At 66.1% G+C, this 13,538-nt stretch carries 13 protein-coding genes; 2 read left to right on the top strand and 11 right to left on the bottom strand.

Features of this window, described 5'->3' with window-relative positions:
* Window positions 1-45: 45 nt before the first annotated feature.
* Window positions 46-1,935, bottom strand: a complete 1,890-nt coding sequence (locus H977_RS0101055) for an acyl-CoA dehydrogenase family protein (RefSeq protein WP_029106127.1) — start codon at window positions 1,933-1,935, stop codon at window positions 46-48.
* Window positions 1,936-2,042: 107 nt separating this feature from the next.
* Between H977_RS0101055 and H977_RS0101050 the strand changes: the two genes are divergently transcribed.
* Entirely contained in the window at window positions 2,043-2,828 is a 786-nt protein-coding gene (locus H977_RS0101050; protein WP_029106126.1) for an IclR family transcriptional regulator, read from the top strand.
* A gap of 16 nt (window positions 2,829-2,844) precedes the next feature.
* On the opposite strand, the gene H977_RS0101045 is transcribed toward H977_RS0101050, so the two are convergent.
* The 4 genes from H977_RS0101045 to H977_RS0101030 are packed head-to-tail and all read right to left on the bottom strand — an operon-like array spanning window position 2,845 to window position 7,424.
* Window positions 2,845-3,843, bottom strand: a complete 999-nt coding sequence (locus H977_RS0101045; RefSeq protein WP_029106125.1) for a 2-hydroxyacid dehydrogenase — start codon at window positions 3,841-3,843, stop codon at window positions 2,845-2,847.
* Window positions 3,843-4,784 (bottom strand): hydroxymethylglutaryl-CoA lyase, encoded by a 942-nt coding sequence (locus H977_RS0101040; RefSeq protein ID WP_029106124.1) that lies wholly within the window; start codon window positions 4,782-4,784, stop codon window positions 3,843-3,845. Before H977_RS0101040 ends, H977_RS0101045 begins: the two co-directional genes overlap by 1 nt.
* The gene (locus tag H977_RS0101035; protein ID WP_036474745.1) at window positions 4,781-5,992 is read right to left on the bottom strand and encodes a CaiB/BaiF CoA transferase family protein; all 1,212 of its coding nucleotides are present in this window, start codon (window positions 5,990-5,992) and stop codon (window positions 4,781-4,783) included. The genes H977_RS0101040 and H977_RS0101035 overlap by 4 nt, the downstream gene beginning before the upstream one ends.
* 25 nt (window positions 5,993-6,017) lie before the next feature.
* Window positions 6,018-7,424, bottom strand: coding sequence for a GntP family permease (locus tag H977_RS0101030; protein WP_029106122.1), 1,407 nt, complete (start codon window positions 7,422-7,424; stop codon window positions 6,018-6,020).
* Between the two features lie 234 nt (window positions 7,425-7,658).
* On the opposite strand from H977_RS0101030, the gene H977_RS0101025 reads away from it, so the two are divergent.
* Complete coding sequence (locus H977_RS0101025; protein ID WP_029106121.1) at window positions 7,659-8,870, top strand: CaiB/BaiF CoA transferase family protein; 1,212 nt, start codon at window positions 7,659-7,661, stop codon at window positions 8,868-8,870.
* A 100-nt stretch (window positions 8,871-8,970) separates the two neighbouring features.
* On the opposite strand, the gene H977_RS0101020 is transcribed toward H977_RS0101025, so the two are convergent.
* The 6 genes from H977_RS0101020 to H977_RS0100995 all read right to left on the bottom strand — a co-directional run bounded on the left by H977_RS0101020 (window position 8,971) and on the right by H977_RS0100995 (window position 13,501).
* On the bottom strand, window positions 8,971-9,258 hold the full coding sequence (locus H977_RS0101020) for a hypothetical protein (protein WP_502691126.1): 288 nt from the start codon (window positions 9,256-9,258) through the stop codon (window positions 8,971-8,973).
* Window positions 9,259-9,302: 44 nt separating this feature from the next.
* Window positions 9,303-9,656 carry a heme-binding protein gene (locus tag H977_RS0101015; RefSeq protein WP_036474885.1) on the bottom strand — a complete coding sequence of 118 codons (354 nt, stop codon included), beginning with the start codon at window positions 9,654-9,656 and terminating at the stop codon, window positions 9,303-9,305.
* Between the two features lie 434 nt (window positions 9,657-10,090).
* On the bottom strand, window positions 10,091-10,540 hold the full coding sequence (locus tag H977_RS0101010; RefSeq protein WP_029106118.1) for an STAS domain-containing protein: 450 nt from the start codon (window positions 10,538-10,540) through the stop codon (window positions 10,091-10,093).
* 146 nt (window positions 10,541-10,686) lie between these two features.
* Window positions 10,687-11,310 carry a LutC/YkgG family protein gene (locus H977_RS0101005; protein ID WP_029106117.1) on the bottom strand — a complete coding sequence of 208 codons (624 nt, stop codon included), beginning with the start codon at window positions 11,308-11,310 and terminating at the stop codon, window positions 10,687-10,689.
* Window positions 11,307-12,770, bottom strand: coding sequence for a LutB/LldF family L-lactate oxidation iron-sulfur protein (locus H977_RS0101000; RefSeq protein ID WP_029106116.1), 1,464 nt, complete (start codon window positions 12,768-12,770; stop codon window positions 11,307-11,309). Before H977_RS0101000 ends, H977_RS0101005 begins: the two co-directional genes overlap by 4 nt.
* Window positions 12,767-13,501 (bottom strand): (Fe-S)-binding protein, encoded by a 735-nt coding sequence (locus H977_RS0100995; RefSeq protein ID WP_029106115.1) that lies wholly within the window; start codon window positions 13,499-13,501, stop codon window positions 12,767-12,769. Before H977_RS0100995 ends, H977_RS0101000 begins: the two co-directional genes overlap by 4 nt.
* Window positions 13,502-13,538 lie beyond the last annotated feature (37 nt).

Here is a 13,538-nt window from a genome sequence, read left to right as displayed (position 1 = left end):
AGGAAGCACTCCGAGGTGACTTGTTCACGTGCGCAAGTACTTTCTTCAACTGATGACACGGTGCACATCCTCGGCCACGTCGCCGCCCTCCTGGGCGATCCACGGCCCTTCGATCGACGGATCGATGATCCCGTCCTCCAGCCAGGTGTAGCGCCCGGCAAGCACGCCCCGTGCCACCGCGCGATCGGACTCGTCACTGTTGTCCCAGAGCTGGGTGAACAGCTGCTCGGCCCGTACGCGGGATTGGCGGCAGAACGCGTCGGCCAGCTCCGCAGCGGAGGTCGCCGGGTCGGCGTGCGCACGGACGCAGGCCGCCGTCATCGCGAACAGCTCCGCTCCGATATCGACGATCCGGCCGAGGAAGCGCTGCTTGTATTCCAGCTTGCCCTGCCATCGCGACATCGCGTAGAAGGTGCAGCGGGCGAGCTTGCGGCTGGCCCGTTCGACATAGCGCAGGTGCTCGGCCAGCGGTCCGAACTGGCCGAACGACGTTGGCAGCTGGCCCTTTCCGGTGACCAAGGTGGGTAACCAGCGCGCATAGAACTTGCCGGCCTGGGCGGCGGCTTGCGCTTTGTGTTTCAGATCGGTGTCGGGGTCGATGATGTCTCCGGCGACCGACAGATGCGCGTCCACCGCCTCGCGGGCCAGCATCAGGTGCATGATCTCGGTCGAACCCTCGAAGATGCGGTTGATGCGCATGTCTCGCAGGATCTGCTCGACGGGCACCCCGCGTTCACCACGGGCGGCCAGCGACTCGGCCGTCTCGAAGCCGCGGCCACCCCGGATCTGCACCAGCTCGTCGGCGATCAGCCATGTCATTTCCGACCCGTAGAGCTTGGCCAGGGCAGCCTCGATCCGGATGTCGGTGCGCCCGGCGTCGGCCAGCTCACCGGCGAGCTCGACCATCGACTCGATGCCGTAGGCCGTTGCGGCGATGAACGCGACCTTGCCCGCCACCGCGTCGTGCTCGCCGACGGGCCGGCCCCACTGCACGCGTTCCTTCGACCATTCCCTGGCGATCTTCAGACACCACTTCGCCGTCCCGGTACACACCGCCGGCAGCGAGAGCCGTCCCACGTTGAGGGTGGTCAGCGCGATCTTCAGCCCTTCGCCTTCGCGGCCGATGCGGTTGGCGGCCGGTACCCGCACGTCGGTCAGCTTCGTCAGACCGTTCTCGATTCCGCGCAGCCCCATGAACGCGTTGCGGTTGGTGACGACGATGCCGGGGCTGTCCGCCTCGACGACGAATGCGGTGATGCCGCCTTTGTGGCCTTCGCTTGCCGGCACCTGAGCCATCACCACCAGCAGATCGGCGATGACGCCGTTGGTGGTCCACAGTTTGACGCCGTTGAGCAGGTAGTCGTCGCCGTCCGGGGTGGCGGTGGCGTGCAGTCGCGCCGGGTCACTGCCCACATCCGGTTCGGTGAGCAGGAATGCGCTGATCTGCCGCGTGCACCGGGGCAACCAGGTGCGTTTCTGTTCCGGTGTCCCGAACATCGACACCGGCTGGGGTACGCCGATCGACTGGTGTGCCGAAAGCAGCGCACCCAGCGCGGGATGTACCGAGCCGACCAGGGCGAGCGCCTTGTTGTAGTACACCTGTGACAGGCCGAGCCCGTCGTATTCGGTGGAGATCTTCATGCCGAAGGCGCCGAGCTCTTTCAACCCCCGGATCACCTTGTCGGGGATCTGCGCGTCGCGTTCGATGACCGCTGCGTCGATCTGCGTCTCGCAGAACAGCCGCAACTTCGTCAGAAAGGACTCGCCACGCTCCGTCGTTTCGGCCGGACCGCGCGGATACGGATGGACCAGGTCCAGCCGCAACCTGCCGAGGAAGAGTTCCTTGCCGAAACTGGGTTGGCGCCACTGGGCTTCGCGCGCCTGCTCGGCGACCTGCCTGGCTTGTCGTTCGTTGACTTCTCCGGTGACAGTCATCGCCGACCTCCATACGTCGGGCCGTACCGGACGGTAGTTCCGGCCATCAAGGGGATACCCGCCGCCGGGTCAGGTCACGCGTGGTGCGCGGACGATAAAATGACGGGATGCCAGCAGATGTCGACAGCGGGTCGAGCAAGCACAAGCCGCTGCTGGTTCTCGGCAAGATCACCGAGATTCTGGACGCATTCTCACTCGCCAAACCGTCGATGACGTTGGGTGAGTTGCAGCAGGTGACCGGATTGCCCACCTCGACGGTCCAGAGGCTCGTCACCAACATGGCGGCGCAGGGGTTCTTGGACCGCGCGGGCGATCAGATCCGGATCGGGACGCGGATGGCGTTCTGGGCGTCGTCGGCGATGAAAGACATCGACATTTTGCAGGTTCTCAAGCCGGTGCTGGCGGAGATGCGCGACAAGACGGGTGAGACGGCGTGTTTCTTTCGCACCGAGCAGCGTTACCGGGTGTGCGTGGCGATCGCCGAGACGCACCATGCGTTGCGGCGAAGCATGTACGTAGGCAAGTTGATTCCACTGCATGCGGGCTCGGCGGGCCGCATCCTGCTGGCGTGGAATCCGATGCTGGCGGAGGAGATCCTGGCCGGCCCGCTGGAACCCATGACCGACGGCACGGTGACAAGTCCGGATGAGTTGCGGGCGTTGATCCACCAGGCCCGCGCCGACGGCTACGCGATCAGCACGGGTGAACGTGAGGACTCGGCGTCGGGTCTGTCGGCCCCGGTGTTCGATGCCTCCGGAGAGATCGTCGGCGCGTTGATGATCAGCGGCCCGACGCTACGGATGCCGCGTGAGCAATGCGAGGCGTGGGTCGATCTGCTGGTCGGGTATGCCGAGCAGGTGACACGGACGATCGGTGGACGAGCAGGGGTGTGAACGGGCCTGGCAGCCCTCAGTGATCGGGACGCCAGGCCTCCGGGTTGACCGGGTGAGGCGGCATCTCCCCGCGCGCCATCGCGACCGCGTTTGCGGCGCACAGCCGGGCCATGTCGGCGCGGACGGCGACGGTGGCGCTGCCGAGATGGGGTAGCAGCACAGTGTTGGGCAATGCCGCGAGCCCCTGGGCGAGAACCGGTTCTGCTTCATAGACATCGAGTCCGGCGCCCGCGATGACACCGTTGGCCAGGGCGCCGACGAGTGCTTGTTCGTCGACGACGGGTCCGCGTGCGGTGTTGACCAGGATGGCACTCGTTCTCATTCGGGCCAGTACGTCGGCGTTCACGAGGTGGTGGGTCGTGTCGGTCAGTGGGACGTGCAGGGAAAGGACGTCGCTTGCTTCCACCAGTTTCGGCCAGCTCAGGTGGGTGACCTTCCCGGCGAACTCGCCGAGCTCCTCGTCGGACACCGGCCGATCACCGGGTGGGCGAGGACAAAAGGCCACCTGCATGCCGAAGGCGAGGGCGCGGCGGGCAGTGGCCCGGGCGATCCGGCCAAAGCCCGCGAGGCCCAAGGTCTTTCCGGTGATGTCGTGGCCCAGTAGTAGTTCAGGTTGCCATCCGGTGAACTTGCCGGCCCGCACGAACTGGTCGGCCTCCACACACCGCCGGGCGACGCCGAGAATCAGCAACATCGCGAGGTCGGCTGTCGCGTCGGTGAGCACACCGGGGGTGTTGCCCACCAGGATCGAATGCCGGGTGGCGCTGGCGATGTCGATGTTGTTCACCCCGACGGCGTAGTTGCTGATCCCGCTGACCGCTGCGTCTTTGAGGAGTACGTCATCGAAGATGTCTCCCAATTGTGCGACGACAACCCGGAATTCGCCGGACTGACAAGCTTGCCCCAGCTCCGACGGCGACAACCGCGCAGCCGGCAGCTCCACACTGCCTGCCTCGTGAAGCATGGCCATGCCGGGATCGGGTAGCGCGGTGGTGACCAGGAAGTCGGTGGGCATCAGTGGGGCCCACCCGCGACCACCCATGGAAAAGCGTGAGCTTCCGATCGTGCACCCTGCGCGGTCTTGGACCGGTTGGGTTCACCGAGTTCGGCCAGCATCGTGTCGGTCAGACCGATCATCGATTCGAGGATGTCGGGGGTGAACCAGGAGGGTTGCGTGGCGAACAGCAGATCCTCGGTGGAGGTGTTTCCGCTCGCACCGGGCGCGAACGGGCAGCCGCCGAGGCCGCCCAGTGACCCGTCGACCATGGTGGCTCCGGCGTCGACGGCGGCCAGGGTGTTGGCCACGCCCAGACCCCACGTGTCATGGCCGTGGAACACCAAGCGCCGCTGCGGAGTCCGCTCTCGGGCGGCACGGAACAGGCGACTCACCTGGGCCGGGACAGCTTGTCCCAGGGTGTCGCACAGGACGAGGTCGGCCGCGCCGTCGGTCCGCGGATCGTCGGCGATCGCGATCACCCGATCCATCGGGACCTCGCCGTCGAACGGGCACGTGAAGGCCGTCGCGATGCACAACTCGATGGTGCCGCCGACTGCGCGGCTGATCTGTTCGGCGTCGGGAAACGCGGCCAGGCTCGCTTCGGTGCTCCGACCGATGTTGGCCTGGTTGTGTTTGTCGGACGCCGACAGGCAGTACTGGAAGTTGCGGGCCCCGGCTGCGGCGGCTTTCTCCACATGGCGGGGCGTGGCCACCCAGACCCAACAACGCCGGAGTTCCTCGGCGGTCAGTTCGGCGATGACGTCGAGGGTGTTGGCCATCGGCGGCACCAGATCACCGCGGGCCATGGACCCGACCTCCAGCTCCGGGACGCCGAAACTCAGTAGCTCGCGGGCGATGTGGATCTTGCGCTCGGTGGGCAGCAGTTTCCCGGTCAGTTGCAACCCGTCGCGCAGCGTGACGTCGCGCAGGATTGCTTGCGGAGCGTAGGGATAGGTCATCGAGGTCCTCCTGCGTCGGCGCCGAGGAGTTCGGACAGCACCTGTTCGGTGTGCTCGCCGAGGTCCGGTCCGACGTTGCGAATGGGCAGCGATGTTCCGCCGATCACCGGCACGATGCCGGGGAACCCCACCTTCGCGGGTCGGTCACCGCCGGTGTCGACGGCGAAATCCTGGATCATGTTTCGCGCCGCGTACTGTTCGTCGGCACAGATATCGGCGGCGGTATAGATGGGTCCCGAGGGCACCCCGGCCTCATCGAGCACAGCGAGCGCCTCATCGCGGGTGTGCCGCATGGTCCACTCGGCGATCGCGGCATCGAGTTCGTCGCGGCGCAGCCACCGCCCGGCGTTGGTCTGCAGATCAGGGTCGTCGGCCAGATCGGGCCGCCCGATGGTCTGCATGTAGCGGCCGTAGATGGCGTCCCCGTTGCCTGCGATGATGATGCTGGTGCCGTCCTTGCACGGATAGGCATTGCTCGGGGCGATGCCCTCCATGCGGCCGCCGACGCGTTCCCGCTTCACGCCGTAGGCCAGGTAGTCGGGCACCAGCGACTCCATCACCGACAGGATCGATTCGTTGAGCGCGACGTCGATGATGCGCTGTGCCAACGGAACTGGTGTTTGCGCGCGGTTGGCCTCACGCTGGAACAACGACATCACGGTGCCGAACGCGGCGTAGATGCCCGCGATCGAATCGCCGATCGAGACGCCGACGCGAACCGGCGCGCGGTCCGGGTCGCCCACCAGTTCGCGCATACCGCCGACCGCTTCGGCGACCGCGGCGAACCCGGGCCGGTCCGCGAGCGGACCGGTCTGCCCGAATGCCGAGATGCGGGTGATCACCAGGTCGGGGTTGGCCTCGTTGAGGACTTCTGGCCCCAGGCCCCATTTCTCCAGGGTGCCTGGCCGAAAGTTCTCCAGCAGCACGTCGCAGTGGCGCACCAGATCCAGGACGAGTTGGCGGCCCTCCGCCGACTTGAGATCCAACACGATCGATTTCTTGTTGCGGTTGATCGTGCGGTAGAGCATCGAGGTGTCACCGGCGTACAGCCGCCAGTTGCGCAATTCGTCGCCGGTGCCGGGCCGTTCCACTTTGATGACCTCGGCGCCGAAGTCGGCCAGCATGCGACCGGCGGTGGGGGCGGCGATGTAGTTGCCGAGCTCGAGGACCCTCACCCCGCTCAGCGGGCGGATGTCGTTGTCGGTCATGATGATTCCTATTTTTCGAGATCGGTCAGAACAGGGCGCTTGCGGGCAGGATCAACAGGATCGCCACCACCGAGGCGACCGAGACGCCGACTGTGCAGGTCTTGAGCGTCCCGCGAGTGGTCTGCCCGAGCAGGGACTGCAGCAACCAGAAGGTGTTGCTGGTGACGTGGACGGCGAACAGCGAGCCGGCGCCTGCGGCCAGCGCCAGCAGTACCGGGTCGAGGCCGAGAATGGGTGCGACGGGCGCGAGAATGCCCGCCGAGGTGATCGCCGAGATCGTCACCGACCCGACCGCGATGTGCAGGACCGCCGCGACCACCCACACCATGAGCAACGGCGCCGCATGGCTTGCGGTGAAGTACTCGCCGAGAATGTCGCCGAGCCCCGTCGCCTTGATGGTGGCCGCCAGCGATCCACCGACCCCGGTGAGGATGAGGATCTGACCGCTTTCTTTGAACCCGGTCGCGATCGCCCGCTCGACATACTCGGCGCCGAAGGCGTAGCGGCCGACCATGCTGGTGCCGATCAGGCCGAGCAGCAGTGCCACGATCGGTTCCGAGATGAAGGCGATGATCGGATTGTGAACTCCCGCGACGTCGAGGATGGCGCCGGTGGCGATGAGCAGCAGCGACCCGAGCAGCGGTCCGAGCAGGACCAGCAGCGGCGTCTGCTGGCGCACCGGAGCGGTTTTGGTGGCGACGGCAACTGAACCCGAACCGCCGTCTGCCACGTCGGAGTCGTCGGTCGCGGCGGCGGCGCCGCCGGTATCCGGTTCAGCGCCGAGGAAAGGTTGTTCGTCGCGCTCGGGATTCCACCAACCGCGGTTGAACAGGAAGCTCATGATGGCGACGGAGATCGCGACGGTGGGGATGACCAGGGCCACGCCGCACAGCAGCATCTTGCCGAGCGGTACCTGGAGTAGACCGGCCAGCGCGAGGGCTCCGACACCGGGAACCGTGAGCACGATGCCGCACTCGAGACCGATCGCCATCGCGGTGGCCATCCGGGCGGTGCCGTTCTTCCCGATCTTGGTGGCGAGATTGCGGGCCAGGGGCGCCGACATCACCAGCAGCACGTCGAGGAAGATCGACTGCAACGCCGTGGCGATGGTCAGTGACATCGCGTAGGGCATCCGGTTGGGCCCGAAGATCCGGAGCAGCGAGCCGACGAGGCGTTGGATCGCGCCCATCTCCTGCAGCATGGCGCCCATCAGCACGCCGAAGGCGATCAGGAGTCCGACCTCGGCCATGATGTCGCCGAAGCCGTCCGCGACGGTCTCGACGGTCTTCTCGACACCGAGTTTGGTGGCCAGCCCCAGGTAGAGAGATCCCAGGACCAGTGAGACCACGGGGTTGAACTTGAACCGCACGATCAACACCACGACGGCCAGGATGGCCACCGCCGTATTGATCATGATGGCGACGTCTGACATGCGCTTATCTCCATTGGGGCGCACTCGTGAAGTGCGGAGTATGGCCCAGGCCTCAGTGATGGCAGGGTATGACGCGAGTCACGTCATGCTTACTATATGAACATACGCTCACAATATAAGCAATGACCGGGTCGTGTTCGGGCGGTCGTCATCGTGGCCGTACGCCGGCGGGGATCGGCGGTCTCGCTACACTTACCGTAAGTCCGACGGTGAGGAGCCGCGTTGATCAAGGTCATGCAGGGCGTGCGAGTACTTGAGGTCGCTCAGTTCACGTTCGTACCGGCGGCGGGTGCCATCCTCGCCGATTGGGGTGCCGACGTCATCAAGGTGGAACATCCCGTGCGCGGCGACACCCAGCGCGGCTTCATCAACATGGGCGGGCATCAACTCGATCCGAACCGCCACCCGCTCATCGAGCATCCCAACCGGGGCAAGCGCAGCGTCGGCATCGACGTCTCCACCCCCGGCGGTCAGGAGATCCTCTACGAGATCGCCAAGACAGCCGACGTGTTCCTGACCAATTACCTGCCCGCCCAACGGCAGAAGAACAAGTTCGACGTCGAGCACATCCGGGCGGTGAACCCGGACATCATCTATGCCCGCGGCAGCGCGTACGGCGACAAGGGGCCGGAGCGCGACACCGGCGGCTTCGACGGCACCGCGTTCTGGACCCGCAGCGGCGTCGGGCACGCCCTCACCCCAGAAGCGATCAATGGTGCTCTGTCCCAGGGGATCCCGGCCTTCGGCGATTCGATCGGCGGGATGAACATCGCCGGTGGCATAGCCGCGGCCCTGTTCCATCGCGAGCGCACCGGAGAAACCGCCGAGATCGACGTCTCGCTGCTCAGCACCGCCTGGTGGGCGGCCGGTGCCAGCGTCACCCAGGGCATGGAGACCGGTGAGACCATGCGCTCGTTGATGCCGGACGACGCCACGTCGGTCAACCCCTTCATGGCCAACTACCGGACTTCCGACGGCGGCACCATCAACCTGTGCATCGTCAGTCCGACCGGCTACATCCGCGATGCCTTCGAACACCTCGGTCTGCCCGAGCTGGCCGACGATCCCCGGTTCTCCGACGTGCTGCCGCTGATCGAGAACGCCTCGGAAGGCGTCAAACTCATCGCCCAGGCGATCGGAAGCAAGCCCTTCGAATACTGGCGCCAGCACCTCAAGACCATGAAGGGCCAGTGGGCGCCGTTCCAGAGCCTGACCGACCTCGCCAGCGATGACCAGGCCGTCGCCAACGACATGATCGTCGAGGTCGAGGCCACCGACGGCGGCAAGCCGTTCAAGGTGGTGCGCGGGCCCGTGCAGTTCAATCACGAACCGCTGGAGACCACGCGCGCACCCCAGGCCTCCGAGCACACCGAGATCGTGTTGATGGAACTCGGAATCGACTGGGACCGCATCTCCGAACTCAAGGACTCCGGCGCGATCGCCTGAGTTCCCGGCTGCCCTGTCAGGGCTGAAATGCGCGCCGTTTTCCACAACGGGGCTGTGGCTCGACGCCGGCGACTGCCCCCAGGTGGAAACCGGCGCTGAGTTAGTTGCAGCCGCCCGCGTGCACCCACCGGCCGTTGTAGCCGATGCAGCCGCTGATGTTCGAGCCCGGCGGCGGTGGCGGCGGTGGGGGATCCTCAGGCAGCGGAGCGTAGTAGGCCGGTGGCGGAACGTACGGGGCGACGGCGTCGGCGACGTTGACGCACCCGCCGACCGAGATCCGGCGGCCGGCACTCGCACACACGTCGGCATTGGCCGTCCCGGCCGGGGCGGCCAGCACGATGACGCCGGGCAGTGCGGTCAGTGCGAGCGCGGCTGTGGCCGCGCGCAACCATGGTGAACGTGACGATGAGTTGAACATCGATGAGTTGAACATCATTGTCCTAAAGGCTGATCAGGTGGCTTGATCCCGCAGCGGTCGCGGAAGTCGGTGAGCGGCTGGCGGATGCCGACCAGGTCGGCATGGGCCTGTGGATTCGCGTCGAAGAAGGCCTTGGTGTCCTGGGGAACCTCGTCCTGCGGGCGGCCGTGCAGGTTGGTGTAGAAGTCGTTGACATCTGGGTGGGACCACAAATATGTGGATGTCGCGGCAGCGACCCCGGAAGCGATTCCGGCGAGATCGGCGGCCGTGCAATCGGGCGGGCGCGGTGGTGGCTCGGCAGTGGCGGTCATCGGGCTGAACAGACCGAGGACGACCCCCACGGTGCCGGCGGCGAAAGCCGGAACCATTCCGTAGCGCACGGTGGTCAATGTGCGGGACACAGCGGAACTCCTTCCCGAGATGGGCAGGTGCCGATTGCATCGCCCGGCGGGCCGAACACTAGCAGCTGGGCAGTGGTGCGCGCGACGAATCGTTCGCTCGGCAAGGAGGTTGTGATCTGTGAAAACTCCTGAGCGCCGTCCCCCGAATCTCGGTAGGCCCGGTTCACCTTGTCGCCCACCCAAATTCGCGCCCGGGCGAAACGATCGCGAGCAGTAAGGCTCCCGTCGGCGCATCGCTGTTGTTCGCCGCCAACAAAACGAAAATGGCTGCCAGACCAGGTCTGGCAGCCATTTCGGTATCTGTCGTGGATGCGGCGAACTAGATGTGCACCGTCCGGTGACGATGACGAAGCAGACGGTTCAACCAGCGGACATCGATCAACATTGCGTTGGCCTTTCTCTCAGGCGCTCTTGGTAAGCAAGGGGAGCAACCGGCGGCGTGCCATGTTGCCTTCGTCGAAGTGATGCAGGGCCTCGGGCACCGACGAGCTGAGCGGTACGCCCACCTCTTGGCGCCGGATTTCGGCGATTACCGACTGGCTGGCGATTACCGTCCAGTCCACACCGAGCGCGCCGCACCGTTCATCGATGTCGTAGAAAAGTGAAATTGCGTGCGGCGCAAAGTTGTTCACACCGCTGAGATCGAGTGCCAACGGCTTCTCCGGAAGGATGAGCCGGTTCACATGAGACGCGATCTGGTCGATATTGCTGTTGTCGACATCTCCCTTGATGGACACCACTGTCGCCAGCTGGCGGCAGTAAGCGCGCATCGAGGCGCCATCGAAGATGACTGCCGGATTCCCGTACCGAAAGTGTCGATCCATTGCCGGGGTGTTGTTCGTGAAAGTCATGATCAGCCTCCCGCCGTCTTTCCTGAGCTCTGGCTGAGCTCCGTCGCGTCAACCTGTCCATGACGCTATGCGGGCAACTTAAGGCGGCTGGGAGCTGCCGTTAATACTTTGCTAAGAACCGTTCGGGCCCTACTCCTCGGTAAGGTTCACACAATCAGTACGTCGAGCGTTCGGGGACCGTGGACGCCCTCGACCCGCTCTAGCTCGATGTCGCTGGTGGCGCTGGGACCGGAGATGAAGGTCAGCGGCCGCGTCGGCGACAGTCCGGCGAACGCCTGAGGCACGGTGTCGACGATCTGATCCACCCGCACCACACAGATGTGATGGTCGGGCACCAGGGTCAGTGCCCGCCGTCCCTGTCCGGCGCCGGCGTCGAGCACGATCGTCCCGGTGGCCGCGATCCCCAGCGCGCATCCGGTCAATACCGCGTCGGCCCGGTCGAGTTGCTCGACGCTCAACGCGGGCGCGTCGGTGATCGTCGTCAGCCCCGTCACCCACTCCGGCGGGAGATCGGCAGGGACGACCACCGAAGCTTTCGGCCCGACCAGTTCGAGGACAGTCGCCGCGATCGCGTCGGCCTCGATGCGATGCACCCGGGCCCGGTACTCGGCCACCGTCTCGGCGAACCGCCCGACGTTGCCCCCGCCGGTCAGCGGCTCACGGTGATAGTCCCGTGGCACCGCGACGGATTGCGGTGGGGCGGCCGCCAGCGCGGCGCGCACCCGGCCCAGGACGGCGGCCCTGGCCTCATCGTGCGCCCGGCCGGTCATCGTCGGCCTTCCTCATGGGTCCGCTTCCACCACTGCCGGAACGTCTCGGCGGGTGGCGCGGGGATGTCCCGGCTGGCCGTCCACTTCGAGGCCGGCCAGGGCAACGAGGAGATGCGGTGATCGCGTCCGGCAATCAGCCGCCCGGCTCCCAACGCCCTCTCCGCGAGCGAGAACCGGCCCGGACCCGCCATGGCCCAGCCCGCGGCCTTCATCGCGAGATCCTGGCCGCTGGGTAGTCCTCCTCTTTGCTGGTCTACCTGGTCGGCGCGCAGGTGTACCAGGATCGAGGGGATGTCGATACGTACCGGGCACGCTTCGAAGCACGCCCCGCACAAGGAGGAGGCGTACGGCAGGCTCGCGTTGGGGTCGTCGTGGCCGGTGGTCCCGGTGAGCTGTGGGCTCAGGATCGCCCCGATCGGGCCCGGGTAGACCGAGCCGTAGGCGTGGCCGCCGGTGCGCTCGTACACCGGGCAGACGTTCAGACATGCGCTGCAGCGGATGCAGTGCAGCGCGGCGCGGCCCACCTCGTCGGCCAGTACCCGGGTGCGGCCGTTGTCCAGCAGCACCAGGTGGAACTCCTGCGGTCCGTCGCCGGGATGCACGCCGGTCCACATCGAGGTGTAGGGATTCATGCGTTCGGCGGTCGACGAGCGCGGCAGCAACTGCATGAAGACTTCGAGATCGGTGAAGCTCGGAACGATCTTCTCGATGCCCATCACGGTGATCAGCGTCTGCGGCAATGTCAGGCACATCCGCCCGTTGCCTTCGGATTCCACCACCGCGAGCGTCCCGGTCTCGGCCACACCGAAATTCGCGCCGCTGACCGCCACTTTCGCGGTGAGGAACTTGCGCCGCAAATGGGCCCTGGCCGCCATGGCCAGCACCCGTGGGTCGTCGGTCAGGTCGCCGGCGTCGGGCATCTCGCGCGCGAAGATCTCGCGGATCTCGGCGCGGTTGCGGTGAATCGCCGGAACCAGGATGTGACTGGGTTTGTCGTGGCCGAGTTGAACGATGAGCTCGGCCAGGTCGGTTTCGAATGCCGCGATGCCCTGAGTTTCCAGATATTCGTTGAGCCCGATCTCCTGGGTGGCCATGGACTTGACCTTGACCACCTCGTCGGACCCCGTGGCGCGCACGAGGTCGGCGACGATGCGGTTGGCCTCGTCGCCGTCGCGAGCCCAGTGCACCACGCCGCCACGCTGGGTGACGTTGTCTTCGAGCTGCTCCAGCAGATCGGGAAGGCGCGCCATGACATCCTGTTTGAGGGCGCTGCCCGCGAAGCGCAACTGCTCCCAGTCGTCGCACTCGCGTATCGCGTTGAGACGCTTGGTGCGAATGGTCTGGGTGGCATGGCCGATGTTGCGGCGCAGCTGGGAATCGGCCAGCGCGGTGCGGGCGGCTTTCGGGAAGGCTTCGTCGCCCCGGAGGTTGCCGACGCCGGGAGTGCCGAGAAACGTCATGAGCCTGCCGCCAGGATCTCGGCCAGGTGCACGGTGCGTACCCCGGAGCGCAGACGGCTCAGCCCGCCGCCGATGTGCATCAGGCACGAGGAGTCACCGGCGCTGCACACCTCGGCGTCGGTTTCCAGGATGTGGGCCATCTTGTCGGCCAGCATGGCGGTGGACGTGTCGGAGTTCTTGATCGCGAAGGTTCCGCCGAAGCCGCAACACGATTCGGCTTCGGGCAACTCCACCAGGGTCAGCCCCTTCACGTTGCGCAGCAGCCGCAGCGGCTTGTCGCCCACCCCGAGCATGCGCAGCGAGTGGCAGGTCGGGTGATAGGTGACGCGGTGCGGGTAGTAGGCGCCGACGTCGTCGACACCGAGCACGTCGATCAAGAATTCCGACAACTCGTAGGTCTGGTGGGCTAGCGTCTCGGCGCGGGTGGCCAGGGCTTCGTCACCGGCCCGACGGGCCACCATCGCATGCTGGTGACGTACGGAACCGACACATGACCCGGACGGCGCGACGACGGCGTCGCAGTTCGCGGATTCGAAGGCTGCGACGTGGTTGCGCACCAGCGCGGTGGCCTCCCTCAGGTAGCCGGTGTTGACATGCATTTGGCCACAACAGGTTTGGTCCTGCGGGAACACCACCTGGTGGCCGAGGCGCTCGAGCAGCTGCACCGTGGCGATCGCCGCGGGTGGAAACATCGCATCCGCCAGGCAGGTCGCGAACAGGGCGATTCGCATACGAACTCCTAAAGCGTGATCTGACCACAGTATGCCG

Source organism: Mycobacterium sp. URHD0025 (genome assembly GCF_000426065.1).
Lineage (GTDB): Bacteria > Actinomycetota > Actinomycetes > Mycobacteriales > Mycobacteriaceae > Mycobacterium.
The sequence above is the reverse complement of the archived record's forward strand: the minus strand, read 5'-3'. Positions and strand labels throughout refer to the sequence as shown.